The following is a 23,075-nucleotide window of genomic DNA, read 5'->3' as shown; positions in this document are numbered from 1 at the left end:
CAGGACGCCATCCGGGCACGACCAGCGACTCATGGAGCATCACCCCGGGACACGAGACCACTCGCCCTCCCTCGCTGCACTGCGGGGACGTAGCGAATCTGAGTCAGCCCAAGGCCGCTCAGCATCGGACGCAACAGACTTCCCAGCATCATGACCTCATCCGTTTCATTTGTTTAGGACGGCGTAGGTGGCTACCGCCATGTGGTTGGACCGACCGAACTCATCTCTCGCTCGTCTTCAAAAATGGCGCCCCGAATAGGCAATACGGGAGAGAAGGAGCCCCTGTCGTGTATGTCATCATGAGGCGACCAAAATGCCTGTCAACCGTTGCCGCAGATGCCGCCTGTCACGTCGTGGAGCACGGCTGGCACGGGCGGCGTCGTCCCCAGTTCGGGTCTGATGTGGAAATAGTCGACGCGCAGGCAGACCCGGGCACCCGCTCACCCACTGAGGAGATCACTCAATGGAAACGACGACAAAGCAGCCGGGAATCCGGGTCCCGCTGATTGACGAGGAGCATGCGGAGGGCCGCACCGCTGAACTCTACGACCAGATCAAGGCAGTCACCCGGCTGCCGTTCGTACCGGACATGTTCCGGCTTACCTCGACAAACCCCCGGCTGCTCGAGGTGGTCGTCGCCGGCTACGGGGGCGTATTCAACGGCGATACCCTGCCCCGCGACCTCAAAGAGCTGATTTCGGCTTGGACGTCGAAGCTGAACGGCTGCCCGTACTGTGTGGGCACGCACAGCTGGTTCCTGAGCGAGTTCGGTGGCAGCGAGGAGTTGGTCGAGGCCGTCTCAGTCGCGTCCACCGCCGAGGAACTGCCGGTGGACGAGCGGACCCGGCCACTGATGAAGCTGGTCGAGAAAGTGAGCACCGGCGCGTACAAGATCACCGACGCGGACTGGGAACGCGCCTCCGCCGCCGGCTGGAGCGACGCGGAGATCCTCGAAGCGGTCTTCTGCGCCAGCCTGTTCGCCTTCATCAACCGGCTAGTCGACGCGACCGGGTTGGGCACATCAACCGACCGCAGCCGAATCGCCCGCCAGGGCGACGAGTGACCTCCGGTCGGAAGGGAGTCCGGTCGTGACACGATCCCGCGCGATCCTGTTGACCGGCGCGTCGTCGGGGACCGGCATGTCGTCGGGCTCTGGCCGGGCCGCCGCGTTGCGCCTACACCGGGCCGGCTGGCCGGTATACGCCACTGGCCGCAACGTCGAGGCACTGGCTGATCTGGCAGCCGAAGGCATCACCGTGATGCATCTCGATGTCACCGACGAGGAGTCGATGACCGCCGCGGTCAAACGAATTACCGAGAAACACGGCGCGGTCGGCACACTCATCAACAACGCCGCTTACAGCCTCAACGGCACCATCGGCGAGACACCGATGGAGGAGGTACGGGCCCAGTTCGAGACGAACGTCTTCGGCCTGTGCCGGCTCACCCAGATGGTCCTGCCCGGGATGCGGGAGCAGGGTAGCGGCCGGGTGGTGCTGATGTCGTCGATCTTCGGGATGTTCGCCACCCCGGGCCGGGGTTACTACCAGGCCACCAAGCACGCGTTGGAGGCGATCGGCGACTCACTGCGGCACGAGGTGGCCCGGTTCGACATCAAGGTGGTGCTGATCGAGCCGTCGCCGATTCTCGGCGGCTTCGTTCCGGACAGCGTCGCCGACCTCGGCATGCAGTCGCACGGCAACCCGGCGCTCTACCAGAATTTCTGGGACCACTTCGTACAGTGGCACCAGGCGTATCGACTTAGTGACAACCCGCCGCTGCGCGGCAAGATGGCGGTTCGCGCCGAGCACGTCGCCAAGGTAATCGAGACCGCCGTCACCCACCCCAACCCACGAATCCGGTACCGACTCGGGGTGCCTGCCCGGCTACTGACCCGGATGCGAGCGGCGATTGGCGATCGGAACTGGGACCGGTTCGTCCGCGCGTTCTTCCCCATCCCCTGACTGTGCCAGCCGACTGATCGGTGTCGGCGGTGGGCATCACCGACACCGATCGTCCGGTCGGATGGGGCAGGCCCGGTGGCAGCCCGCGCCTCGCTGGTAGTGGCCCCGTGTGCGACCGAGACAGCCCCGCCCCAACGCCCTGAGCAACGGCGGAGAAGCACCGCGAATTGGCGGAATGTGATGCTCATCGGGAGACGTGAAGGTCCTGTGACGGATGCGCATCCACTCCTACGAAAGTGACAAGCAGGATCGCCTACTCGACACTGCCAAAGGATGCCTTTGATGAACGAGTTCGATTATGTGGTGGTCGGAGCCGGATCCGCCGGCGCCGCACTCGCCGCCCGTCTGAGCGAGGACCCGCAGCGCAGGGTGTTGCTGCTGGAAGCGGGTCCGGACTACGCCGCGGTCGCCGAGACACCGGCCGAGATTCTCGACGGCAGCGCCATGTCGATGTCCACGTACGACTGGCACTTCAATGCCGAGATCACCGATCGCCGACGTATCATCTTCCCGCGTGGAAAACTGACTGGCGGGTCGTCTGCCGTCGGCGCGACTATCGCCCTGCGAGGCACGCCGAATAACTTTGACGAATGGGCGTCGTTGGGCAATCCGGCGTGGGCCTGGAACGAGGTTCTGCCGTACTACAAGCGGCTTGAAAACGACCTGGACTTTACTAACGAGTACCACGGTCAGGACGGCCCGATTCCGATCCGCCGGTGGCGACCCGAGGAGCTGGCCCCGGTGCAGCGCGTCTTCCACGAAGCCGCGCTCAAGGCGGGCTTCCCCGACGTGGAAGATCACAACCACCCTGAGGCCACCGGGGTCGGTCCCATCCCGTCGAACCGCAACGACACCCGCACCCGGTTCTCCACCGCGATGGGCTATCTGGGCATGGCCCGCGGTCGAGCTAACCTCACCATCTACTCGGGAGCGCAGGTCAACCGGGTGCTGTTCACCGGGAACCGGGCACACGGCGTGGAAGTGACCAATCCAGCCGGCGGCATCGAGGAGATCCATGGACGCAATGTCGTGCTGGCCGCCGGGGCGGTCAATTCGCCGGCCATCCTGATGCGGTCGGGCATCGGTCCGGCCGCCGATCTGCGCCGGCTCGGCATCGATGTGCTGCTCGATCGCCCAGGGGTCGGCGGCACCCTGATCGACCACCCGCGCACCGGCGCGTTCATGGTGCCGAAGGAAGGCACGTTCAACCCGCAGGACGCCTTCCTGCAGAGCATGGTGCGCACCACCGCCCCGGGCTCGACCGAGTTCAATGACCTGCAGTACTACATGATCAATCACTTCGATCTGACACTCTTCCCCGAGTTGCGGATGCTCGCCGCGGCGAAGACCATCTTCGGGGTGATGGTGGTACACCAACGGCCACAGTCCCGGGGACGGCTGGTGCTCACCTCGGCCGACCCGACCTCACCACCGGACATCGACCTGAACTTCCTCGCCACCGATCAGGACATCGCGATCCTGGTCGACGCGGTCCGTACCTGCTGGCAACTGATGCAGACACCGGGCATCGTCGACCGCGGCGACCGATTCGTTGTGCTCGGCGAGGACATGGTCGCCGACGACGACATCCTTGGTCACTACGTCCGGCTCAGTTTGGACAGCGGCTACCACCCGGTCGGCACCACCCGGATGGGCACCGCCGACGACGCCGACGCCGTCGTTGACGAACGGCTGCGGGTGTACGGCACGGAAAACCTGTATGTGGGCGATGCCGGTGTCATGCCATCAATCGTCAATTGCAACACCAACCTGACCTCAATCATGATCGGTGAACGGCTCGCCGACTGGCTGCACACGTCCTGACCGCCGGCACCGACCAGGGTGACAGCACATGCCCCGCGGGTAGCGCGCTACCCGCGGGGCATGTACCTCGGATACCCGGGGTCAGGACAGCTTCTGGAGCCCGGTGCCGTCGAGCTGGTAGTCCGAGGCGACAGTGGTGGCATCGGCCCGGACCAGATCCACCAGGGCGGCACCGGCGATCTGCGGAGTCAGCACCGGCCCGATCTGGTTGACGAAGTCGTCCGTCGACGTGCCGGCCCGGGCTGCGTACGCCCGCACCGCAGGCAGGCCAACCCCGGTCATCGGCGCGAACCTCGGCAGCACCGTGGTGAAGGTGATGTCCAGGCCGGCCCGCCTCGCCTCGCCTCGCGCGTAGCTGGTGAGGTAACGCTGGGTCGCCTTGGCACCGGCATAGCCGCCGCTGAGCGGCGATCCGGCGAGTACGGCCCCGCTGCTGACCACGATCACCCGGCTACCGGCGCGTAGCGGCTTGAGCAGCATCTCACGCAACCAGTGGAAGGTGATTCGGACATCGGTCTCCCAGTTGACCGAGAACGTCTCCCAGGTCTGCTCCTGCAGTGGGCGCATATGCGGAGTTGCCCCGGCGACCAGAACGACCACCTCCGGCTCGTACTCGTCGATCAGAGTGGCCGGCACTGTAGCTTCGCCAGCGTCGGCGACCTCGGGGCTGATCGATCCGGCACCGTTGGCAGGTGCCTGGAAGTCCATCGCGCTGCGGGCCACCGCGATCACCGGCGCGCCGGCGGCGGCGAATGCGGTGGCGATCCCATAGCCCAGGCCGCGGCTCGCGCCGACCACGATCGTGGTCCGGCCCGACATGTCACTCATGGTTCCTCCCTCGGATTGGGATGACAGTGTGGCTGGTGAATAGCTGCTTCGGCACGCTGGGCGGGCTCAATCGACGCGAACGCCGAGACAGGCCCACGGCTCCGGCTTCCGGTGATCCCGTGGATTCACCAGAAGCCGGAGCCGTCCTGCCGGGATCAGCGGCTACTTCTTAAATCTGGTGCCGTTCCACCAGTTGCTTCCCGGACCAGTCGCGTCCTCCACGTCGTACCGATCCTTGTGGCGCCACCAGTCCCACGGGTGCTCGAGCTCGTCCTCACGCCGGCCGAGATGCGTGATGTCCAAGTAATTGTAGAAATTTTTGAATATCTCGCCACCCCGATCGAAGATCGAGTAGGTGAAGTAGACATCGTCGCCGTCGCGGTAGAAGGCACTGACGCCGGGCGACTCGCCCTGCTCAGTGGAGACCTCGTAGTCGTAGTTGAAGTCGCTGCCGAACGACGAGTACCAGGGGATCTCCCAGCCCATGCGCGCCTTGAACGCCTGGAAATCGGCCAGCGGAGCCCGGGAGATCATCACGAAGGTGGTGTCCCGGGCCCACATGTGCGACAGTTCCCCGACGCTGTCCGCCTGCATCGAGCAGCCGATGCAGCCCTCCTTGTCGCCGGGGGCATACATGAAGTGTCGCACGACGAGCTGGCGTCGCCCCTCGAAAAGGTCCAGCAGGCTCAGGGCTCCGTCCGGCCCCTCAAATCGGTATTCCTTCTCTACCTGGACCATCGGGAGATTACGGCGCTCCGCCGCGATCATATCCCGCGCCTTGGTGACTTCCTTTTCTTTTTCCAGCAAGGCGGTTCGCGCCGTCAGCCATTCTTTTCGGGAGACAACCTTTGGGGGGTTCATCAGATCTCCTCAGAACTTCAGCCGGAACTATCCATCGTCAGAATGACAGGTAACTGGTCCCCGGGACTTCTTCCCGCTTTCCGGCACCGGCTACGGGACGAACGTCCGCTCTTTCAGCCTGCGCCGCTCGATCTTGCCCACCGGAGTACGGGGAATCTGGTCAATGAACTCGACCTGTCGAATCTTCTTGTACGGAGCCACCCGGTCAACGACGAAGGCCATGATCTCCTCTGGTGTGGTCGGCTCCTTCGTCACGAGGAAAGCCTTCGGGATCTCGCTCGCGTCCTCATCCGGCACGCCGATGACCGCGGCGTCAGCCACCTTGGGATGGGTCATCAGGACCGCTTCGAGCTCGACCGGGGACACCTGCTGTCCCTTGTACTTGATGAGCTCTTTGATCCGGTCGACGAGGAACAGTTCGCCGTCGTCGTCGAGGTAGCCGAGGTCTCCGGTGCGCAGGAACCCATCCGGCCGAAGCGCCTTTCGAGTTGCCTCGGCCGCGTTGAGGTACCCCTTCATCACGTGCGGTCCCCGGATCAGGATCTCACCCTGGTGGTTGGCACCGAGTTCGTCCCCGGTGGTCACATCGACGACCCGGCACTCGACGTTGGGCGCGGTCCGGCCCACCGAAGCGGGCACCAATGGCTCCTCGAGCTGCATGAACGACGTCATCGCCTCGGTGAGGCCGTACCCCTGGGCGATGTGGCAACCGAGACGTTCCCGGCAGATCCGGGCGATCTCGGGGTCGAGCGCGGCCCCGCCAGAGACGATCGATCGGATCGACGAGAGATCGTAGCTGTCCGGCAGCGGGCTCCTGGCCAACAGGACGGCGAGGGTGGGGACGATGTAGAGGCGGGTGATCCGGTGGTCGCGGATCGCCTCGAGGTATCCCTGGGGGTCGAACCTCGGCATCGTTACGATGGTCGCGCCCTGCAGCAGGCTGGCGCTCATCACCATGATCAAACCGAACGCGTGGTGGAACGGTGGCATGGCCAGTACCTTCTCGTCCGCGCCGAGCGGCGTGACCGTCCTGGTCTGCAGCACGGTGGCGACGATGTTGCGGTGGGTCAACATGACCCCCTTCGGATGTCCGGTGCTACCGCTGGAGTGCAGCAGTACCGCGACATCCTGGGCAGGGTCGATGGTCACCTCCGGTAGCGGGTCTTCGCTGAACAGCTCGGACAGCGAGCTAGCACCGTCCGCCGCGCCGATGACCACGACCTCCTCGACCGTGGTACGGGTGGTCAGCGCCGTAGCCTTGGGCACTTCGGACGGCACGGTCACCAACAGCTTCGCGCCCGCGTCGGTGAGATGGCCGGCGAGATCGTCCAGCGTGTCGATCGGGTTGAGCGCGACGACGGTGCCGCCGGCCAACGAGGCCGCTAGCACCACGATCGGGTACTCCGGCACGTTTGGCGCGAGCACCGCCAGCACGTCGCCCTTGCGCAAGCCCCGCGCGTGTAGCCCGGCGGCCAGTCGGTGCACCGTCGCGACCAGCTGGCGGTACGTGTAGCCGTCCCCACCTGACACGTCAACCAGCGCCATACGATCGCCGTAGTGCTCGGCTTGCTGCAGCACGAATGCCGGCAGCGACAGATCCGGAATGCCGATCGTCCTCGGCGTCCCGGTCATGACCTGGCCTCGGCCCGGCTGTAGGTGGTCAGCCCCGGCTGGTAGGCGCGCTTTTCGAACTGCTTGAGGGCGACGTTGACCCATTCGTTGCCGCTGAGCCGGGACAGCTCCCAGAGCTTGGCCTGGTCGTAGTCGATGGCGGTGGGCAAGTCCATCATGGTGGTCCGCTCGTAGACCTGCTTGGCCAGCTCAAGGGTGACCGGGTTCTTTTTGACAATCTTCCGTACGATCCGGTCGGTCTCGGCGTCCAGCTGATCGGCCGGCACGGACTTGTTAACCAGGCCGTACTCCTGCGCCTGCTGGCCGGTCATGGTGTCGCCGGTCAGGATGTAGTAGAGCGCCTGCTTGCGGGGCAAGTTATGGGTCGCCGCCCAGGTGGCACCGCCGGCGGGGAAGATCCCGAAGTTAATCTCAGAAAGGCCGAACAGTGCGGTATCCGTCGTCACCGCCAAGTCGCAGATTCCGGTAACCAGGACACCGCCGCCGAACGCGAACCCGTTGACCTTGGCGATGGTTACCGCCGGAAACGCCTTCAGCCGTTTGAACCAGTTCAGCGCGACCAGATTCGTCCGGTAGAACAGCTGCGGGTCGTCGAACGGCTGCAGGAAGCACTCCTCGAGATCCATCCCGGCGCTGAAGCTGTCGCCGATGCCGGTCACCACGACCGCCTTGACGTTGCCGGCCTCCTCGATCGTGTCGAGGACCTGATTCATATCCCGGTGCATCTGCGGGTTCATGGCGTTCTTCTTAGCCGGTCGGTTCAGAAAGATGGTGGCCACCGGGCCGTCCATCTCAAGGTTCACGGTCTCCAGCACCATCATCTCGATCCTCTTTCCGGTCAGTCGGGCAAATAGGGGGCGCGCGCAACCATGGCCCCTGGGTGAACAATCCGATGTCGACTGTTCAGCCTCCTGTGGGCCCGCCGCGGTTCGAGCATCACAAGTGGAGATCTGTGGCGCTTCTTTGAAGTTGCCTAGCCCAACTGGCCTACTGTCGGCAGCTATCACTTCGACCCTCCGGCTAGCCGGATCAGCAAATATTGCCCAGGCCGAATTCACCAGCGATGTCCACTCCAGCAGGCGTCCTGCTTTGGCCGGGCTTGCCAGATCCGGCAACGTTCGCCCGTTGCCTGTGTCCCGCTTCGCCTACCCGAGTAGTGGGCACTATGGAAGAAGTCAGCACGCCCGCGGTCGTCGATGCTGATCGAAAGTCGACAGCGTAGTCAGGGCGGTGTCCGGCTCGGTCGATCCCGATTGGGATCGCCTATGTCGGGGCCACCACGAGTCCGAGCCGTTTCACCGATCAACGAGCCGTAGCCAGTGCGACAGCCGCTGCTGGTCGATGGGGCTGTTCGGCTCAGCGCCAACACGCGGGCCTGGATCCGGGCCCGCGTCGGTTTCCCGGCCAATGCCGCGGGGTCCTCCCTCATTCGACCTTCGGCATGCCACGACACAATCCGCCTTCAGAGTAACGACCACAGCGACACCTCAGCACTGTTGATCAACGTTCGAAGCTTCCCCAGTTCATTCGAGATCAACTCCGCGAAGCACGGCCAACGACACAGAGATCATGTCACGACAACAGAAGCATGAGGCCCGAGCCGACATGGCATGCGCGCCAGTTGGTGGGATGCCGCGTGTCGCGCAACCAACTGGTTGCGCGACCTAGGGTGACGTGCAACTATGTGGTGGCAATCACCGACGGAGTTCAGGAGTCACCGATGAGCGAGGACCGGATTGAGCGGGAAACCTTGATCGCTGCACCCATGGAACGGGTCTGGTCACTGGTGGCCCAGCCTGGATTCTGGGTAGCCGACGAGGCGACGGTTGCTGGAACCGTGGCCAAGGAGGGAGAGTCCATGACGGCTCGCAACCCTGAGTACGGCGACTTTCCGGTCCGGGTGGAGAAGGTGCAGCCGCCGACCTACGTGGCGTACCGCTGGGCGAGTGCGTTCCCCGGCGAGGATCTACACGAGGACAACAGCACTCTGGTCGAGTTCACCCTGTCCGCCGAGGGCGACAAGACCCGGCTCCGCGTGGTGGAGAGTGGCTTCGCCGCGCTGGCCGCCACCGAGGAGCAGCGCAGCGAGGCCCTGAAGAACAACGACAATGGTTGGCCCCAGGTCTTCGCCGCGTTCAAGAAGCGCGCTGAGGCATCTGTGTGACGACAGAACGTCGTGGCGAACCTGATGTCGTCGACGGCGTTCTCGTCGCGCTAGCTGACGCGACCCGGCGACATCTACTCGACCTGTTGGCTACGCAGGGCGAGGTCACCGCGACGAACCTTGCCAAACAGCTACCCGTATCGCGGCAGGCGGTGGTCAAGCACCTCGCTGTTCTGGACGCTGCCGGACTGGTCTCCGGGCGCCGGGTGGGCCGCGAGGTACGGTACGGCGTACGACCAGCCGCATTGGACGTGACCGTACAGTGGATGACCGCTATCGCCGCGAACTGGGATCGACGGCTGGCCACCATCAAACGAGTAGCCGAATCAGCCGAAGAGAAACACAACTGACCCGGTGATCGTGCCCCGTCGACAGGACAAAACGACGCGGACGAGCATCAGTCATTACCGCTGCCGGGTATGAGGGCACACAGCACGCGTACCCGGCAGTAGTTCTCAGTCCCTACGCACCTGACTGACCGAAGGAATAGGTCGCAACAGGGTGTCAACGGTCCTCGGCTCTGTGTCATAACACGCTGCACAATCGGCCTCGAACACGTGGCTGGGATTCGCTTCTGGTGACTCGGTTGCGATTGGGCGAAGCGGCATCGGCGTGGGCAAGAATGAAGTGGAACAAGGGTGACCCAGAAGGGAGGATTCTTCGTTGAAGGCACTCTGTTGAGCCGAGAAGGAGGGTGCACCGTGAGCAACGAACAGTCCGCCAACGGTCAGAATGTGGCGAACCAAATCCAGCACCGTGCCGTGCAGACCAACGGAATTCAGATGCACATCGCCGAGCAGGGCGAGGGCCCGCTGGTCGTACTGTTGCACGGCTTCCCCGAGTCGTGGTATTCGTGGCGCCACCAGCTCCCCGCTCTGGCTGCCGCCGGATATCGCGCCGTCGCTCCCGACCTGCGTGGGTACGGCCAGACTGACCGACCGATCGCGGCAGAGCAGTACTCTCAGCTGCACTTGGTCGGCGACGTCATCGGTCTGCTCGATGTGTTGGAGGAGCGGCAGGCGGTGCTGGTCGGCCACGACTTCGGCACCTCGGTGGCGTGGAACGCGGCCCTGATGCGTCCCGATCGGATTCGCGGTGTTGTCTCGCTGAGTGTTCCCTACCTGCCGCGGGGACCGGTCAGTGCGCTGACCGCGATGCGCGGAGCACTGGGGGACGGCTTCTACATGCAGTATCTGCAGCAGCCCGGCATCGCCGAGGCCGAGCTGGAGCAGAACGTGCGATCCTCCCTCCTCCGCATCTTCCACTGGGGATTCGGCAACTCACCACAGGCGGCGACACCCGTGATGCCGGTTGTACCGGCCAACGGGAAGCTGTTCGACCTCATGCCCGAGCGGGCGGCGCTGCCCGGTTGGCTGACCGAGACCGACCTCGACCACTACACGGCCGAGTTCAGCCGGACCGGCTTCACCGGAGGCCTGAACTGGTGGCGGACAATCGACCTGAGCTGGGAGCTGACCGCGCCCTGGCAGGGCGCACCGATGACGCCGCCGGCGACATACATCCATGGCGACCGAGACGGAAGCACTCAGCTCCCAGGGATGGATCAGCTCATTCCAAACCTGAAGTATCTGGTTCCCGGTTTGACGGGCACCACCGTGCTGCCCAACGTTGGTCACTGGACGCAGCAGGAGGCACCCGGGGAGGTTAACGCGGAGCTGCTGAAGTTCCTCGCCGGCCTGTAGCCAGCCTCGCAACGCGAGACCGATCCACGCTCTCCGGATCTGTGGTGCTGTAAGCCGCGGTCGCAGCTGAGTCATCAGGCAAGTCTGGAGAGCGTGCTGATCGCCGAAAATTCCGTTTCTCGAGGAATGGATCACATCTTGACTACAGAGGCATCCGCACCGCAACGGTTCAGTAGCCGGCAACGATTGATCATGCTGGTCCTACTGGCCGCCGCCTTCGTATTCGCCGCCGACTATTCAATCCTCAACGTCGCACTGCCCGAGGTTGGTGCGGGCGTCGGGCTGGGACTTACCGGGCTGCCCTGGATCGTCTCCGCCTACACCCTGCCAGCAGCTGGCTTCATGCTTCTGTTCGGTCGAATGGCCGACCTGTTCGGCCGTCGTCGGCTGTTCCTGTCCGGCATCGTGCTACTCGCTGCCGCATCGCTGCTCGGCGGCTTCGCGACGAACCCCGAAATGCTGCTGGCCGCTCGGGCCCTGCAGGGTACTGCCACCGCCATGGCCGTGCCCGCGGCGTTGTCGCTGATCACCACTTCCTTTACCGAAGGCGGCATGCGCGAGCGAGCGCTCGGTCTCAACGGCGCCATTCTGTCTGGCGGCTTCACCGCCGGGGCGCTGCTCGGTGGCTCTCTCGTCAGCCTGCTGAGCTGGCGAGCCGCGTTCTTCGTCAACGTCCCCATCGCGGCAGCGATTCTGGTGGTCACTCCGATATTGATCAAGGAAAGCCGGATCCCTGACCGGGTGAAGCTTGACATCCCAGGCGCGGTAACGATGACCGGTGGTCTGCTGGCTGTCGTCTACGCCGTCATGGAGAAGAACATTGTCTGGGGCATCGTCGGTCTGCTGCTGCTGGTCGCGTTCTGGATCGTCGAGAGCCGGTCGTCCGCTCCCCTGGTACCAGTGCGCTTCCTCAAGCGGCCGACCGTCAAGTGGGGCAACTACGCCGGTCTGGTGATCTTCGCCATGGAGACCGGCATGATCTTTCTGATGACGCTCTACCTACAGAACGTCCTGGACTTCTCGCCGGTGACCACGGGGCTCGCCTTCGGCGTGCCGGGCCTTGCCGCGGTGGCGGCCGGGCCGATCGCCGGTCGCATCCTGGGGCGCTACGGTAGCCGCAACGTCCTTAGTATCGGGCTGGCCCTGCAGGGCCTTTTGATCCTGCCGCTGGCTTTCCTCGGCACCGACCGAATCGCTCTCGTGGTCCTGATCCCCGCGCTGTTCATCGGGTTCTTCGTCCACGTCACCTGTATCGTGTCGTACACGGTGGTCGGTACGTCCGGTCTACCGAACGAGGAGCAGGGCCTAGCCACCGGACTGACATCGATGACCCAGCAGGTAGCGCTTACCATCGGTGCTCCGATCATGGTCTCGATCGCGGCGACACAGAGCGTCGAATTGACTGGTATCCACCTAGCGTTGGGCGTAAACGTCGCCGTCACCCTGGTTAGTGTGGTCCTCATCTGGTTCGGACTACGCCCCCGGGGAGGTGGCAGCGAAGCTACTGTGGTGAACCCCGCCACGGAGCAGAACCCTAGTCAGCATCTGGCGGCGTCTGTGGACTGAGCTCACTGAGCGAAGCGCCGCCAGCAAGGCGTGTCGACTCGGCCAGCTACCGTGCGTGGCCGCGCGGCTGATGATGACAGCACCGTCACCAGACGACAAAGGAGATCTACAGTGATCACATCGAAGCTAAGTAGCATCTTGCTCGGCACCACCCGGCCAGATGAGCTCAAGGAGTGGTACCGCAAGGCACTTGCCCCGGACTACAACGGGGAGGGGCCGATCAACCTCGGCGGCTTCCTCCTGGTTATCGAGAACCGCGATGACGTCGACACAAAGAACAATGAACCCGGACGTATGATCCTCAACTTCCATGTGGATGACTTCGATGCCGTGGAGGCGCAGCTACAAGCTGCCGGTGTGGAATGGCTTTCCCCTGTGGCAGACCGTCCCTCCGGCCGGTTCGGGACGTTCAGCGACCCAGATGGCAACTACCTGCAGATCATCCAGTTCAAGTAGGCGACGAGCACGCTCCGTCGCTACTGACCGGTTCCCGGCCAGCGTTCCCCCCTCGCTGGCCGGGAACCCTTGCTTGCTGTCCGCACCAAACACAGCCTCCAACCTCTGCCTCGTCGCAGGCGAGCACTTCTTCGCTGCTCACTCCCGAGCCTGGTGAACCAGGATCGCCACCTGCACTCGGTTGGCGCAGTCCAGCTTCGCCATGATCCACCCGGTCCGGCGTCTGGGGTGGATCACCCTGCCCTGACCGTCCGGCGAGTGGCCGGCGCGCCGGCAGCCCGGCGAGTCGGGCTAGCCTGCGGTCATGGCGAGCGCTGAACTGGACGAGTTGATTGTCGAGGATGCCGAGGCACTACGCATGTGGTTGGCGACCAACCATGCCACGTCGCCGGGTGTCTGGCTCGCTCTGACCAAGAAGGGCGGCACCGCCACCACGCTGACGTGGCAGCAGGCGGTTGACGAAGCCCTGTGTTTCGGCTGGATTGACGGGCAGGGCCGGAAGCGGGATCGGGAAACATCCTGGATCCGGTATACCCCGCGCAGGCCCCGCAGTTCCTGGTCACAACGCAACGTCGGCCATGTGGCCCGGCTGGAGGCGCAGGGGCGAATGATGCCCTCCGGCCGAGTCGCGGTGGAGGCTGCCAAGGCAGATGGGCGGTGGGCGGCCGCCTATGCCCCGTCGTCGGAGGCCGAGGTGCCGGACGACCTACTCGCCGCCGTCACCGCCAACCCAGCCGCCCAAGCCATGTTCGACGTGCTCACCAGGACCAACCGGTTCGCTCTTATTCAACGCCTAGCTGCCGTCAAGCGGACGCAGACCCGCGAGCGCAAAATCGGCGAGTTCGTTGCCATGCTGGCCCGCCACGAGACGATCTACCCTCAGAAATCAAAGCCGCCAACCCCGCCACAATCGGCAACCTCATGACCCTCTGCACTGACCTGTTCCGTCCTGTTAGCGCTAGTCACCGGGCCGGGTCTCGGGCCGTACGGGAGAACGTGCGGTGCTGAAGCGGGCCGCGACTGTCGCCACGGCGGCGCGTAGTTCAGGGCCTTCCTCGACTGAAAAGTCAAAGGGGACAGCGGCCAGCCACTCCTGGGCGTACATCGTGGGGTTTCGGGTGCTGCCGACCAGGATGCAGCGGTCGCCGTCCGGCTCGAGGCGGCCCATCGGCGGCCGGATCCACGGTGCCACCTGCTCCCGTGACGCGTGGAACACCACACGGGTGGGGTACTCCCAGCCCGTGCCGAGACTCTCCTCAAGCACGGCGACTGGATCCAGGTCGTCGGGCGGCGTGTAGCTGTGCGGCAACTGTCGCACGGCCAAGATCCGATCGTTACGGTACGTACGAATCGCGCCCGCGCGATGTGAGTGACCCAGCAGGTACCAACGTCCGTGCCGTACGACGACTGCCCACGGGTCGACCTCAGCGTCCCGCTCCTCGCCGCTCTCGCCGCCGTAGGTGACCAGGACGCGGCGTCGGTCGGCAACGGCGGCGGCCAGGGCGCTGGTGGTGGAACCTGACGACCGCCGTCCACCAACCCGAATATCGACCTCAATTTCGACGACGCCAGGGCCATCACCGAGCCGGATCAGAATGCCGCGGCGGGTCGGGACGGCCAGCGAGGCGAACACCTGGTCCAGGACATGTTGGTGAACCATTCAGTTCACCTTATGGAACACTGAACCCCTGAGTTCAATGAATGCTGTACCGGTATTCGTCAGTGCGCGTACGGAGTCGATCGTGTCGCTGGACGTGCCGACGCGTCGAGCACCCCACCGCCGGGTAGGGCAACGGCGGCGACACTCACGGTGGTCACGATTGAGGCGGCGTTGAGCGGGAACTCGCCGTACGAGCTGTGAAGTCTGCCGCGAACAAGGGTCGGGAGCGTGACTCAAGCCGACCGAACCGGAGAGACGGTGAGCGATATGTGGCGAATCGGGAAACAGTTCACGTTCAGTGCTGCGCACTGCCTACCGGGGCTACCCGAGGGTCACAAGTGCGGTCGCCTGCACGGGCACACCTACACCGTTGAGATCATACTCGAGGATGACTCACTGACTGGGCCCGGATTTGTTACCGACTTCGGCAACCTGGATCCATTCAAACAGTACATCAAAAGCAATTTCGATCATCGATACCTAAATGAAGTGCTGGGTGAAGATGTACCACCAACCAGTGAGCAGTTGGCGCGTCATCTGGCGCGATGGCTGGAAGATCACCTGACGGATTCAGTAGGGGGTCGACTGACGGCTGTCCGAGTTTCGGAGACGCCCAGCAGCTGGGCTGAGTACGTCCTGGATCGGAAGTAGGCACCGCCGCTAGCAGGGTCAATGCGCGACGAGCACGGCACGGCGCAGCGCCGGGCTCGACAGAGCGGCGAACCCGGCGGTGAGCGCGCCCCCGGTCAGCACGGCGAGTGGGCCAACGAGCAGGCCAGCGCGGGGAAGACGGCCGAGCGGGGACACCGCCACTGTTGCCAGGCAGCACCGCGCAGCGCAGCGTGTCGCTGCCGAGCAGCAGCCGCCGCGCACCCCATCGGTCCACCACCGCCCCGCCCAGCAGGAGTAGCACCAGCCGGGACACCGACGCGGTGGCCAAGACCAATCCGGCCCCACTGGCGCCGGCAACCTGGGCAACGGTCCAGGCCAACGCCACGAAATAGACCTGATCACCCACCAGCGACACGTCGAACCCAGCGAGCCAGCGCAGCCACCGTCCTACGAGCGGGCGGCACCACGGGCCAGGCGCTGAAAGAAGTACACGCGGCCCGCCGTGGCACGATCCGTCCGGACTGCCATCTCCCCTGTCTGGACCATGCCCGGCGCCGAAGCCACGACCGGCCGTCTCACCAGCGAAGCTCAGCGCATCATCGACGACGCACGGATGTCGATCGTCTGCTCTAGCTTCAACTTCACGCCGCACTCAAGCATGTGGACTGCCCTCAGGAGCGCAGCAGTGCGACCGGGCCTGAGCGTCATGGTGTACCTCGGCGCCCACGCCGGCTCCCCGACGGCCGTCGCGGCCCAGCTACCGAAGGCGACCGTACTCCGGACGCTGACCTCGCCCGGAGGCCACCATCCGCTGGTCAGCCACGCCAAGTTCATCGTCGTCGACCGCATGATCACGCTGCTTACCCGCGTGAACTTCTCCTACAGCGCCGAGAACACCGACATCGAACTGGGGCTGCTGGTGCACGACGCCAACCTCGCCGCGTCGATCGAAGCCCTCATGCGGAGCAAGCACGGGGTGCTCTACGAGCACGTGACCTGACCGGGGTCCCGAGTGTTCTTCGCTCGCTGTCGGATGGCAAGCTCGTGTCCCGTGACCGATGAATTCGCGAAGGGACTGCCGGCACGGCAAGCTCCGGTTGATTCGCCCGGCGCCGTGCAAGCTCAATGGACTGTCCGAGTACGACCTCGGCCGTCGCACAATGGGAATGCCGTGCGAGACGCTGATCTCGTCGAGGCTCGCCCATGAGGGCGGTCGTCGTCGCGGCTGCGGTCGCGTTCATCATTTCCCTGTTCGGCACGCCGGTGGCGATCCGAGTATTCACCGCGCTCAAGGCCGGACAGCCGATCCGCTCCCTCGGCCTCGCCTCGAACGAGGGCAAGAAGGGCACCCCGGCGATGGGTGGCGTCGTGTTCATCGTGGCGACGGTCATCGCCTACGTCGCCGGGCATCTAGCACTGGTCACGCTGCCCGAGGGGCAAATCGCGCAGGTGAAGCCGACCATGACGGCCCTCGTCCTGCTCGGCCTCTTCGTCTTCTGCGGCGCGCTCGGCTTCGTCGACGACTTCATCAAGGTCCGCCAGCGCAACTCCGACGGCCTGTCCGCCAGGGGTAAACTGCTCGGCCAGGCGATCATCGGCACCGGATTTGGCGTCGCCGCGCTCTACGTGGCGAGCTCGAACGGCGAGACCGTGGCCAGCGAGCACATCTCATTCGTCCGAGACATTAGCTGGCTCGACGTCGGCAAGGTTGGCTCGGTGATGGTGTTCGTATTCGTGATCACGGCGATGTCGAACGGCGTGAATCTCACTGACGGCCTCGACGGCCTGGCCACCGGCGTGTCCGCCCTGGTGCTTGGCGCATACGCGCTGATCGGGTTCTGGCAGTACCGGCACTGGTGCGCCGACGAGGCGTACGTCCGGACGAACGACTACTGCTACCAGGTCCGTGATCCGCTAGAAATAGCCATGATCGCGGCTGCGGCCGCCGCCGCCTGCGTGGGCTTTCTGTGGTGGAACACGTCCCCGGCGCGGATCTTCATGGGCGACGTCGGCGCGCTCGGGCTCGGCGCCCTGATCGGCGGACTCGCGGTGGCAACCCGCACCACGCTGCTGTCGATCCTGATCGGCGGTCTCTTCGTCATCATCACCGTCACCTGGGTGATCCAGATTGTCTCGTTCCGCACCACCGGGAAGCGGGTCTTCCGGATGGTGCCGCTGCACCACCACTTCGAACTGGGCGGCTGGAGCGAAGTCAACATTGTGGTCCGGTTCTGGACCGTGGCCGGTGTCTGCCTGGCGATGGGCCTAGGAGTATTCTACTCGGACTACCTGGCGGCCGTTGGCTAAAGCCATGCGACCTCATCCAAATACACCCTGAACTGGGACACTCGTACACCTGGGCGAGGTGACCCTACCCCGGGTACAGCTCATCGTGACGCCCCGCAGCGCCTGCACCTGGTTGCCGCCACGCCCGTACGTCCTGCGCACGTCGTCCAGCCGTACCGCGTCGACGCCGTCGACCGACGTCCGCCGGTCCTGATTCCTGTTCACCTCATGCTCCCCGCAGCAAACGCCGCCGATCGGCGGTGGGTACGTGTGCACGGTGTGGATCGAGCGGCCGCCACGCCATGGAGCTAGTGACCCGGCGTGGTGGGTCTGGTCGGCTCGCTGGGCGGCAGCCGCTCCAACTCGGCCCCGATCAGCCGGATTACGTCGCCGACATGGTCGTTGAGATAAAAGTGCCCGCCGGGGTACACCCGAACGTCGCAGTCAGCGGTGGTGTGCCGACACCAGTCGTGCGCCTCGTCCAGGGTGGTCAACGGGTCGGCGTCGCCGGTGAGCACGGTGATCGGGGCGTCCAGCCGCTGATCCGGGTCAGCTCGGTAGGTCTCCACCGCCTTGTAGTCCCCCCGCACCGCGGGCAGGATCATCGGTAGCAGCTCCGGGTCGGCCAGCAGCCGCGGGTCCGAGCCACTGAGCCGGGCCAGTTCCCGCAGCACCCCGGCGTCGTCCTGGGTGTGCACGTACCGCTCGGCACGGACCCGGGACGGAGCCCGGCGGCCGGAGACGAACAGTCGCCGCGGCGCCCGGCCCGTCCGCAGTTGCAGGCGCAGCCCCACTTCGTAGGCGAGCACCGCGCCCATGCTGTGGCCGAAGAGCGCCACCGGCCGGTCCAGCCACGGCCGCAGCGCGTTGAACACCCCGTCGGCGAGGTCGGTGACCGAATCCAGCACCGGCTCATGCTGGCGGTCCTGCCGGCCCGGGTACTGGATCGCCAGCACGTCAACGGAGGGTGAGAGGGCCTTGGAGACCGGAAACAGGTAGCTGGCCGAACCGCCGGCGTGCGGCAGCGCCACCAGCCGGATCGCGCTGGACGGCGCCGGATGGAATCGCCGTACCCAGAGGTCGCTCTCAAACGTTGCCGTCATCACTGGTCCCTTGCGGATCGGCGCTGCGGATATCCCCGCAGCGGGAGGTTTGGAGCGAGATACTTCCGTGCCGACGCGACCGCCGAGTCGGCGTCCAGCAGAACGCCTCGGCGTACCCGTGGGCGGGCGCGGGGCGAGGTCAACCGGGTCGATGCCTCCGGCCACGCACGGTCAGGTCCATGCTGATGATCAGTGTCACCATGACGAGTACCGCGAGCCCGGTCCACTCGCGGCGACCAGCCTTCGCCTGCGCCGTAGCCATGGCCGAAAGCTACCCCACACGTTATGCCACTCCTATCCCAGTAGCCACGTCTTGCAGCGACTCCCAAACGGCGGCCGAAGCGAGGCGAGACTCGGTCCCGGCGGCCGGCGGCGCGAATGCAACCAGTTCTCGGTGATGCCGGCGGCATCACCGAGAACTGGTTCTTCAGTCCCAGGCTGGGCGGCCAGCCCACCTTTCGGCCCCTGCTCAAGCGCTCCTCCCGGCTGCGCGCTCGTCGTCACTCAGCAGCCGGGCTGCGCTGGTGACCTGTCGGCGGATGATCTGTTCCACGCGGACGTCATCGCTGTCATTGGCGGCGCCAGTGGCTTGGCGTAGAAACCATGCGGTGCTCCAGAGGCGGTGCCAGCCCAGTGCCCAGACACCGGCGGGTCGTCCGCCGCGAGGGTCGAGCACACGTGGGTCACCACCCGCGTTGATGTAGGCGTGGAGCTGGCTGTCGATTCGGGCGGGATCGGATGGCTGTCGGGTTCCTTGCCAGGCCGCGAGGTCGAAGATGCCTGGTCCGACAAAGGCCATGGCGAAGTCAATCACGCGTAGGCCGGCACTCCCGATGTGCAGCGCGGTGGGGTGGAACTCGCCGTGCACGACGCCGAACGGCGGGGTTTCGGCACCGGCCGCCAGGCGTGGGGCATCCCTAGCGAGAAGTTCCAGGGGCCGCAGGAGGTCCACAGCGGTGGCGAACCGGCCACCGGCGCGCAATCCGGTCAGCAGTGCGACCGCACTGGACGGGATGTCTGCGAGTTGGGCTTCGCCCCACACGGGCAGGCCACCGGGCTCGATCGTCGATTGATGCAAGGCTACGGCAGCTGCGGCACCGTCGATGTCATTGGGCTCGCGGACGGGCTCTCCGAGATCTTCCACGATCATGATCAGCCGGTTGTTGTGGATTGTTGCGGCGTGTACGGCGGGCACGGGCACACCGGCGTGGGCTGCGGCCGTCAGTACCTGGGCCTCCCCCATGTACGGCGCCATGGCGTATTTGACGATCACGGTGTGGCCGTCGACCAAGGTGAGCCGTTGCACTCCGGACAGTTCCCATACCCGGATAGCCGCACGCATGGTGGGGATGGCGAGGCCGGCACGCTGACACAGGTCCTCGCAGACCGCGTCGAGCTGGGGCGCATTGAGTGGGCTCATGGCCTGGGGACCGTCGCCGTTGCCTGGGCCAGGTGGGCCAGGGCATCGTCGAGGGCCAAGCTGAGGGTTGTGGGCACGGCGCCGATGCTCGTGTGCTGGTAGGTGTGGAAGAAGGCGAGCAGGTCAAGCAGCGGGCGGCGGCGGGCGAAGAATGCCGTGACATCGCCGAATAGGTCGGCTCGGCGCAGCAGCGACCGCAGCGCCACGATGTCTGCTGTTGACAGCAGCATGAGGTGGCTGTCAGCGAGGTCGGGGATGAACGGCGTTCCACGGTCCATGGCGTCGTGCTCGGACTGCATGCCCCGAATCAGTCGGCGGACCTCCGGGCTGAACCGGTACTCAAGGAATTGGTCGAGCTTAAGGGACATGGGCGCGAATTCGGGCGCGTCATGTAGCAGCGCGGCGGCCACGACATCGACATCCACGTCAGGTCGGTGTTCGCCGACAGTGACGGCGACTCTGGCGGCGTGGGTGAGTGCAGGCCGGTCGTCGATCGTGCACCCCGCGCACCATTGCTTGGCCACGGCCAGGGCGTTCTGATCGGCGCCCGGGGCGGCGCGAGAATCGTCATCGCCAATACCTCCTGTTCAGCCCGCACGATGTGGGAGTGGAGTGGGACGGTCCGCTGGAGCGCTGGTGCGAGGAGACGTGCGGGATCTGCCCCGCGCAGACGCTCGCGCCCGGTCGGTTCCATGTCGTCGCCCGGCCGGCGACCGAGTTGGCGTTCAATCGGCAGCTCGGCTGGCGGGCAACCCCGTCGGGGACCCCGGTGTGCGTGCACCCGTACCGGGTGGGGATGCCGCCTGGGGCGTACGCGTCGGCTGGTGAGCGGGTGCCCGACCTGGCGAATTTGCACGTCTTTGAGCCACCGGAGGAAGCGCTGGTGCTGCCCGATTCGCTGGATGATCTGAGTGCGTGGGTGGTGGCGCATCTGCGGAGTACCGATCCGGATCGGATCTTCAGGACGGTGGCTCGGCTGGAGCGGGCTGCTGGGGAAAGGTTCGCACCCGGCGAGGTTGTGAAGATCCTGCGCCGGGTGCTGTCGGTCGAAATGGCCAGGGTCTAGACGGCCGCCGGCTTGGGGTCATCGGTGAACATGGTGTCGAAGTCGATGTCGTGTGACCGGCCGCCCGCCGTGATGCCGACGGCGCCGTACAGCTCGTTGAGGTGAGCGATGCGCCGGTTGGTCTCGCGGGAGTCGAGCCAGTAGCGCAGCGGCTGCTCGCCCCAGCCGGCCGCGGCGTAGTACACGTCGGTGACGCAGCCACGGGTGTAAGTGAAGTCCTCCAGGTCGGTGTCGTGCGGGAACAACACCCCGAGATCGCGCTCGATCCACGACATGACGGTGTGCTGGGCCAGGACGGCGTGGAGCATGTCGTCGACAGGCAGCGGCAGCAACAGTTCGGCGGCCTGCTCGTCGCCGCCCGACAGCTCGAACACGGCAGCCTTGAGTGCGAGCGCCCGCATGGCCTCGACCAGCAGCGGCTGCCCGTCCGAGTCCAGGTTGAACCGGCTGACCGAGGGCATGCCCGTGTACGTCGCCCAGCACGGGCTGTACTTCATGCTGCTGGTCGTGAACCGCTCCCAAAGATCATGAGCCTGCATCTGGCTCAGGATCTCTGCGGCGCGGGTACCAACGGCCGCGGGATCGAGTGTGCGCTCCATGACTACTCCTTCGCGTTCGCCAACGGGTCCGGGTGCAGCGGCCTGGAGGCTTGTGTCACGGACCGCCACGTCCCGTACCCCGACCGTAAATCCATCGATCGGTATGGCCGGTGCCAACTGGCACCACAGCGTCTACCCTGGTAGCAGGCCATAGCCGATGAAGTCGATCATCCACAGGGGAGGCAATGGGCCCATCCGCCGCCGGCGGCGACTGGTTCGGTAGACGTACGCCATGCTTGGTTCGGACTGGGAAGGATGAAGTGGTTATGACAGGCCCTGACCCGCGCATGCCCCGACCGCGCCGCCGCCCGGTCCGGCCCTCCGCCGACCGGGTCCACCGCCTGACCGAACTCGGGGATTGGCACCGCGAATGGGTGGCACGTCACGCCGACACAGCGGCGTTTCACCCCGACGAGCATCCGACACCGGGCAGCGACTACAACCTGCACCATGTTGACCTCGACGCCCCGTCGGCTGCCCAGGACGAATTCCACGCCCGGGCCCGGCAGATCATGGGCCTGGACTGATCTACGCCTAATCAGCGACCCAACCCCTGTCACCACCACGGTTAACCCGGGTGGCTGCCGAGGGCTGCTCGCCGAGGCTGGGCTTCCTCCTCGGCACACCGGCCGTAAGGTGAATACCTCATTGAGGGTGTTTCTCCACCAATACTGCCGATAGCTGACGGAAAATTGCACCTGCCCTATTGACGGTCTTCGCCGGCGTGGAGGTAGGAACAGTGGGGAGACTCTGCCGATGGGCAGGCGATGGCGCCGGCCGAGCAGGCCGGACGATCAGCGGCTGGTTCCTTCTGGTCTCAGCGGTGATGCTCACGCAGGCGGTCACCATGTGGCCAGCCGTCGCGCAGGACACGCCAGCACCGTCCGTTGCCGCCTCGAACACCATCCTCGCCTGGGGCAGTAACTTCTTCGGCGAACTGGGCAACGGGACCACCACCAACAGCAGCACACCTGTCGCCGTCAGCCTGCCCGCAGACGCCACTGCCGTCGCCGCCGGTGACGCCCACAGTGTGGCCTTGACCGCCGCCGGCACCGTCCTTGCTTGGGGCGACAACTCGCGCGGTCAGTTGGGTGATGGGACTGGCGCTGACAGCTTGACGCCGGTTGCGGTCACCCTGCCTGCAGGGGTAGCGGTCTCCGCTGTCGCCGCTGGCCGCCAGCATAGTGTGGCGTTGACTTCTGCCGGCACTGTGCTGGCATGGGGCGAAAACTCCTTTGGTCAGTTGGGTGATGGGACTCTCGCTGACCGCAGTACGCCGGTCGCGGTCGCTCTGCCGCCCAGCACCACGGTGACCGCCGTCGCTGCCGGCG

General features: G+C 65.4%; 24 protein-coding genes and 6 pseudogenes. 15 read left to right on the top strand and 15 right to left on the bottom strand.

Going from position 1 to position 23,075, the window contains the following annotated elements; all coding sequences use genetic code 11:
• The first annotated feature begins 463 nt into the window (after positions 1-463).
• The 3 genes from B116_RS0119175 to B116_RS0119165 all read left to right on the top strand — a co-directional run bounded on the left by B116_RS0119175 (position 464) and on the right by B116_RS0119165 (position 3,788).
• A complete protein-coding gene (locus B116_RS0119175; protein ID WP_018719932.1) occupies positions 464-1,063 on the top strand; it encodes a carboxymuconolactone decarboxylase family protein in 600 nt (199 codons plus the stop codon).
• Positions 1,064-1,088: 25 nt separating this feature from the next.
• Positions 1,089-1,964, top strand: coding sequence for an SDR family NAD(P)-dependent oxidoreductase (locus tag B116_RS0119170; protein WP_018719931.1), 876 nt, complete (start codon positions 1,089-1,091; stop codon positions 1,962-1,964).
• 282 nt (positions 1,965-2,246) lie between these two features.
• Positions 2,247-3,788 (top strand): GMC family oxidoreductase, encoded by a 1,542-nt coding sequence (locus B116_RS0119165; protein WP_027660996.1) that lies wholly within the window; start codon positions 2,247-2,249, stop codon positions 3,786-3,788.
• Positions 3,789-3,869: 81 nt separating this feature from the next.
• Here the strand turns inward: B116_RS0119165 and B116_RS0119160 are convergent, their stop codons facing one another.
• The 4 genes from B116_RS0119160 to B116_RS0119145 form a co-directional block, all read right to left on the bottom strand.
• Positions 3,870-4,616 carry an SDR family NAD(P)-dependent oxidoreductase gene (locus B116_RS0119160; protein ID WP_027660995.1) on the bottom strand — a complete coding sequence of 249 codons (747 nt, stop codon included), beginning with the start codon at positions 4,614-4,616 and terminating at the stop codon, positions 3,870-3,872.
• A 162-nt stretch (positions 4,617-4,778) separates the two neighbouring features.
• Positions 4,779-5,477 carry a DUF899 domain-containing protein gene (locus B116_RS0119155; protein WP_027660994.1) on the bottom strand — a complete coding sequence of 233 codons (699 nt, stop codon included), beginning with the start codon at positions 5,475-5,477 and terminating at the stop codon, positions 4,779-4,781.
• Positions 5,478-5,567: 90 nt separating this feature from the next.
• Complete coding sequence (locus B116_RS0119150) at positions 5,568-7,109, bottom strand: AMP-binding protein (protein WP_027660993.1); 1,542 nt, start codon at positions 7,107-7,109, stop codon at positions 5,568-5,570.
• Positions 7,106-7,927: a p-hydroxycinnamoyl CoA hydratase/lyase gene (locus B116_RS0119145; RefSeq protein WP_223874622.1), complete on the bottom strand. Its 822-nt coding sequence runs from the start codon at positions 7,925-7,927 to the stop codon at positions 7,106-7,108. The genes B116_RS0119150 and B116_RS0119145 overlap by 4 nt, the downstream gene beginning before the upstream one ends.
• A gap of 902 nt (positions 7,928-8,829) precedes the next feature.
• Here B116_RS0119145 and B116_RS0119140 point away from each other — a divergent pair.
• The 5 genes from B116_RS0119140 (at position 8,830) to B116_RS0119120 (ending at position 12,998) form a co-directional block, all read left to right on the top strand.
• Positions 8,830-9,273 (top strand): SRPBCC domain-containing protein, encoded by a 444-nt coding sequence (locus B116_RS0119140; protein ID WP_026321303.1) that lies wholly within the window; start codon positions 8,830-8,832, stop codon positions 9,271-9,273.
• Positions 9,270-9,623 carry an ArsR/SmtB family transcription factor gene (locus B116_RS0119135; RefSeq protein WP_027660992.1) on the top strand — a complete coding sequence of 118 codons (354 nt, stop codon included), beginning with the start codon at positions 9,270-9,272 and terminating at the stop codon, positions 9,621-9,623. The genes B116_RS0119140 and B116_RS0119135 overlap by 4 nt, the downstream gene beginning before the upstream one ends.
• Before the next feature lie 351 nt (positions 9,624-9,974).
• Positions 9,975-10,976 carry an alpha/beta fold hydrolase gene (locus tag B116_RS0119130; RefSeq protein ID WP_188116049.1) on the top strand — a complete coding sequence of 334 codons (1,002 nt, stop codon included), beginning with the start codon at positions 9,975-9,977 and terminating at the stop codon, positions 10,974-10,976.
• Between the two features lie 192 nt (positions 10,977-11,168).
• Complete coding sequence (locus B116_RS0119125) at positions 11,169-12,542, top strand: MFS transporter (protein WP_018719922.1); 1,374 nt, start codon at positions 11,169-11,171, stop codon at positions 12,540-12,542.
• Between the two features lie 111 nt (positions 12,543-12,653).
• Complete coding sequence (locus B116_RS0119120; protein ID WP_018719921.1) at positions 12,654-12,998, top strand: VOC family protein; 345 nt, start codon at positions 12,654-12,656, stop codon at positions 12,996-12,998.
• A 138-nt stretch (positions 12,999-13,136) separates the two neighbouring features.
• On the opposite strand, the pseudogene B116_RS28420 reads toward B116_RS0119120, so the two are convergent.
• Positions 13,137-13,205 (bottom strand): annotated as a pseudogene (locus B116_RS28420) (LuxR family transcriptional regulator); the annotation flags it as partial.
• A gap of 97 nt (positions 13,206-13,302) precedes the next feature.
• Between B116_RS28420 and B116_RS0119110 the strand changes: the two are divergent.
• Complete coding sequence (locus B116_RS0119110; RefSeq protein WP_027660990.1) at positions 13,303-13,923, top strand: YdeI/OmpD-associated family protein; 621 nt, start codon at positions 13,303-13,305, stop codon at positions 13,921-13,923.
• 33 nt (positions 13,924-13,956) lie between these two features.
• On the opposite strand, the pseudogene B116_RS25470 reads toward B116_RS0119110, so the two are convergent.
• Positions 13,957-14,526: pseudogene (locus B116_RS25470) on the bottom strand (helix-turn-helix transcriptional regulator); the annotation flags it as partial.
• Between the two features lie 33 nt (positions 14,527-14,559).
• Positions 14,560-14,658, bottom strand: a pseudogene (locus B116_RS29150) (ArsR/SmtB family transcription factor); the annotation flags it as partial.
• Positions 14,659-14,925: 267 nt separating this feature from the next.
• Between B116_RS29150 and B116_RS0119100 the strand changes: the two are divergent.
• Positions 14,926-15,309 (top strand): 6-pyruvoyl trahydropterin synthase family protein, encoded by a 384-nt coding sequence (locus B116_RS0119100; RefSeq protein WP_018719916.1) that lies wholly within the window; start codon positions 14,926-14,928, stop codon positions 15,307-15,309.
• A gap of 18 nt (positions 15,310-15,327) precedes the next feature.
• On the opposite strand, the gene B116_RS27915 is transcribed toward B116_RS0119100, so the two are convergent.
• Together B116_RS27915 and B116_RS26940 are read right to left on the bottom strand one after the other, a co-directional pair.
• Positions 15,328-15,471: a hypothetical protein gene (locus B116_RS27915; RefSeq protein ID WP_223874636.1), complete on the bottom strand. Its 144-nt coding sequence runs from the start codon at positions 15,469-15,471 to the stop codon at positions 15,328-15,330.
• 10 nt (positions 15,472-15,481) lie between these two features.
• Positions 15,482-15,709, bottom strand: a pseudogene (locus tag B116_RS26940) (MFS transporter); the annotation flags it as partial.
• A gap of 105 nt (positions 15,710-15,814) precedes the next feature.
• Here B116_RS26940 and B116_RS26935 point away from each other — a divergent pair.
• Entirely contained in the window at positions 15,815-16,270 is a 456-nt protein-coding gene (locus B116_RS26935) for a phospholipase D-like domain-containing protein (RefSeq protein WP_082312844.1), read from the top strand.
• Positions 16,271-16,473: 203 nt separating this feature from the next.
• A complete protein-coding gene (mraY, locus tag B116_RS0119085) occupies positions 16,474-17,577 on the top strand; it encodes a phospho-N-acetylmuramoyl-pentapeptide-transferase (protein WP_018719913.1) in 1,104 nt (367 codons plus the stop codon).
• A 54-nt stretch (positions 17,578-17,631) separates the two neighbouring features.
• On the opposite strand, the pseudogene B116_RS28815 reads toward mraY, so the two are convergent.
• The 5 genes and pseudogenes from B116_RS28815 to B116_RS25460 all read right to left on the bottom strand — a co-directional run.
• Positions 17,632-17,781 (bottom strand): annotated as a pseudogene (locus B116_RS28815) (ABC transporter ATP-binding protein); the annotation flags it as partial.
• Positions 17,782-17,864: 83 nt separating this feature from the next.
• Positions 17,865-18,659, bottom strand: a complete 795-nt coding sequence (locus B116_RS0119080) for a thioesterase II family protein (RefSeq protein WP_027660989.1) — start codon at positions 18,657-18,659, stop codon at positions 17,865-17,867.
• Positions 18,660-18,798: 139 nt separating this feature from the next.
• Positions 18,799-18,921 carry a hypothetical protein gene (locus tag B116_RS28695; RefSeq protein ID WP_263404930.1) on the bottom strand — a complete coding sequence of 41 codons (123 nt, stop codon included), beginning with the start codon at positions 18,919-18,921 and terminating at the stop codon, positions 18,799-18,801.
• Positions 18,922-19,128: 207 nt separating this feature from the next.
• Positions 19,129-20,079 (bottom strand): phosphotransferase, encoded by a 951-nt coding sequence (locus tag B116_RS0119070; RefSeq protein ID WP_027660988.1) that lies wholly within the window; start codon positions 20,077-20,079, stop codon positions 19,129-19,131.
• Positions 20,076-20,650 (bottom strand): annotated as a pseudogene (locus B116_RS25460) (HD domain-containing protein). The gene B116_RS0119070 and the pseudogene B116_RS25460 overlap by 4 nt, the downstream one beginning before the upstream one ends.
• Before the next feature lie 36 nt (positions 20,651-20,686).
• Here B116_RS25460 and B116_RS0119060 point away from each other — a divergent pair.
• Positions 20,687-21,145, top strand: a complete 459-nt coding sequence (locus tag B116_RS0119060) for a hypothetical protein (RefSeq protein ID WP_027660987.1) — start codon at positions 20,687-20,689, stop codon at positions 21,143-21,145.
• Here the strand turns inward: B116_RS0119060 and B116_RS0119055 are convergent.
• Positions 21,142-21,744 carry a hypothetical protein gene (locus tag B116_RS0119055; protein WP_027660986.1) on the bottom strand — a complete coding sequence of 201 codons (603 nt, stop codon included), beginning with the start codon at positions 21,742-21,744 and terminating at the stop codon, positions 21,142-21,144. The genes B116_RS0119060 and B116_RS0119055 overlap by 4 nt on opposite strands.
• Before the next feature lie 266 nt (positions 21,745-22,010).
• Between B116_RS0119055 and B116_RS0119050 the strand changes: the two genes are divergently transcribed.
• Entirely contained in the window at positions 22,011-22,271 is a 261-nt protein-coding gene (locus tag B116_RS0119050) for a hypothetical protein (RefSeq protein WP_223874620.1), read from the top strand.
• A 212-nt stretch (positions 22,272-22,483) separates the two neighbouring features.
• Positions 22,484-23,075, top strand: a 592-nt coding sequence (locus tag B116_RS25455; RefSeq protein WP_033667734.1) for an RCC1 domain-containing protein, incomplete at its 3' end; no start/stop codon positions are given.

The sequence above is a fragment of the Salinispora fenicalii genome (assembly GCF_000514815.1).
GTDB lineage: Bacteria > Actinomycetota > Actinomycetes > Mycobacteriales > Micromonosporaceae > Micromonospora > Micromonospora fenicalii.
Note: the sequence above shows the minus strand (reverse complement) of the source record. Positions and strands in the feature narration are given on the sequence as shown.

What these genes read in the sequence shown, in the direction of transcription:
- B116_RS0119175 (WP_018719932.1), top strand. Translation starts at nt 464, where the DNA reads ATGGAAACGACGACAAAGCAGCCGGGAATCCGGGTCCCGCTGATTGAC.
- B116_RS0119165 (WP_027660996.1), top strand. Translation starts at nt 2,247, where the DNA reads ATGAACGAGTTCGATTATGTGGTGGTCGGAGCCGGATCCGCCGGCGCC.
- B116_RS0119160 (WP_027660995.1), bottom strand. Translation starts at nt 4,616, where the DNA reads ATGAGTGACATGTCGGGCCGGACCACGATCGTGGTCGGCGCGAGCCGC.
- B116_RS0119155 (WP_027660994.1), bottom strand. Translation starts at nt 5,477, where the DNA reads ATGAACCCCCCAAAGGTTGTCTCCCGAAAAGAATGGCTGACGGCGCGA.
- B116_RS0119150 (WP_027660993.1), bottom strand. Translation starts at nt 7,109, where the DNA reads ATGACCGGGACGCCGAGGACGATCGGCATTCCGGATCTGTCGCTGCCG.
- B116_RS0119145 (WP_223874622.1), bottom strand. Translation starts at nt 7,927, where the DNA reads ATGGTGCTGGAGACCGTGAACCTTGAGATGGACGGCCCGGTGGCCACC.
- B116_RS0119140 (WP_026321303.1), top strand. Translation starts at nt 8,830, where the DNA reads ATGAGCGAGGACCGGATTGAGCGGGAAACCTTGATCGCTGCACCCATG.
- B116_RS0119125 (WP_018719922.1), top strand. Translation starts at nt 11,169, where the DNA reads ATGCTGGTCCTACTGGCCGCCGCCTTCGTATTCGCCGCCGACTATTCA.
- B116_RS0119110 (WP_027660990.1), top strand. Translation starts at nt 13,303, where the DNA reads ATGGCGAGCGCTGAACTGGACGAGTTGATTGTCGAGGATGCCGAGGCA.
- B116_RS0119100 (WP_018719916.1), top strand. Translation starts at nt 14,926, where the DNA reads ATGTGGCGAATCGGGAAACAGTTCACGTTCAGTGCTGCGCACTGCCTA.
- B116_RS26935 (WP_082312844.1), top strand. Translation starts at nt 15,815, where the DNA reads ATGCCCGGCGCCGAAGCCACGACCGGCCGTCTCACCAGCGAAGCTCAG.
- mraY (WP_018719913.1), top strand. Translation starts at nt 16,474, where the DNA reads ATGAGGGCGGTCGTCGTCGCGGCTGCGGTCGCGTTCATCATTTCCCTG.
- B116_RS0119080 (WP_027660989.1), bottom strand. Translation starts at nt 18,659, where the DNA reads ATGACGGCAACGTTTGAGAGCGACCTCTGGGTACGGCGATTCCATCCG.
- B116_RS28695 (WP_263404930.1), bottom strand. Translation starts at nt 18,921, where the DNA reads ATGGCTACGGCGCAGGCGAAGGCTGGTCGCCGCGAGTGGACCGGGCTC.
- B116_RS0119070 (WP_027660988.1), bottom strand. Translation starts at nt 20,079, where the DNA reads ATGAGCCCACTCAATGCGCCCCAGCTCGACGCGGTCTGCGAGGACCTG.
- B116_RS0119055 (WP_027660986.1), bottom strand. Translation starts at nt 21,744, where the DNA reads ATGGAGCGCACACTCGATCCCGCGGCCGTTGGTACCCGCGCCGCAGAG.
- B116_RS0119050 (WP_223874620.1), top strand. Translation starts at nt 22,011, where the DNA reads ATGACAGGCCCTGACCCGCGCATGCCCCGACCGCGCCGCCGCCCGGTC.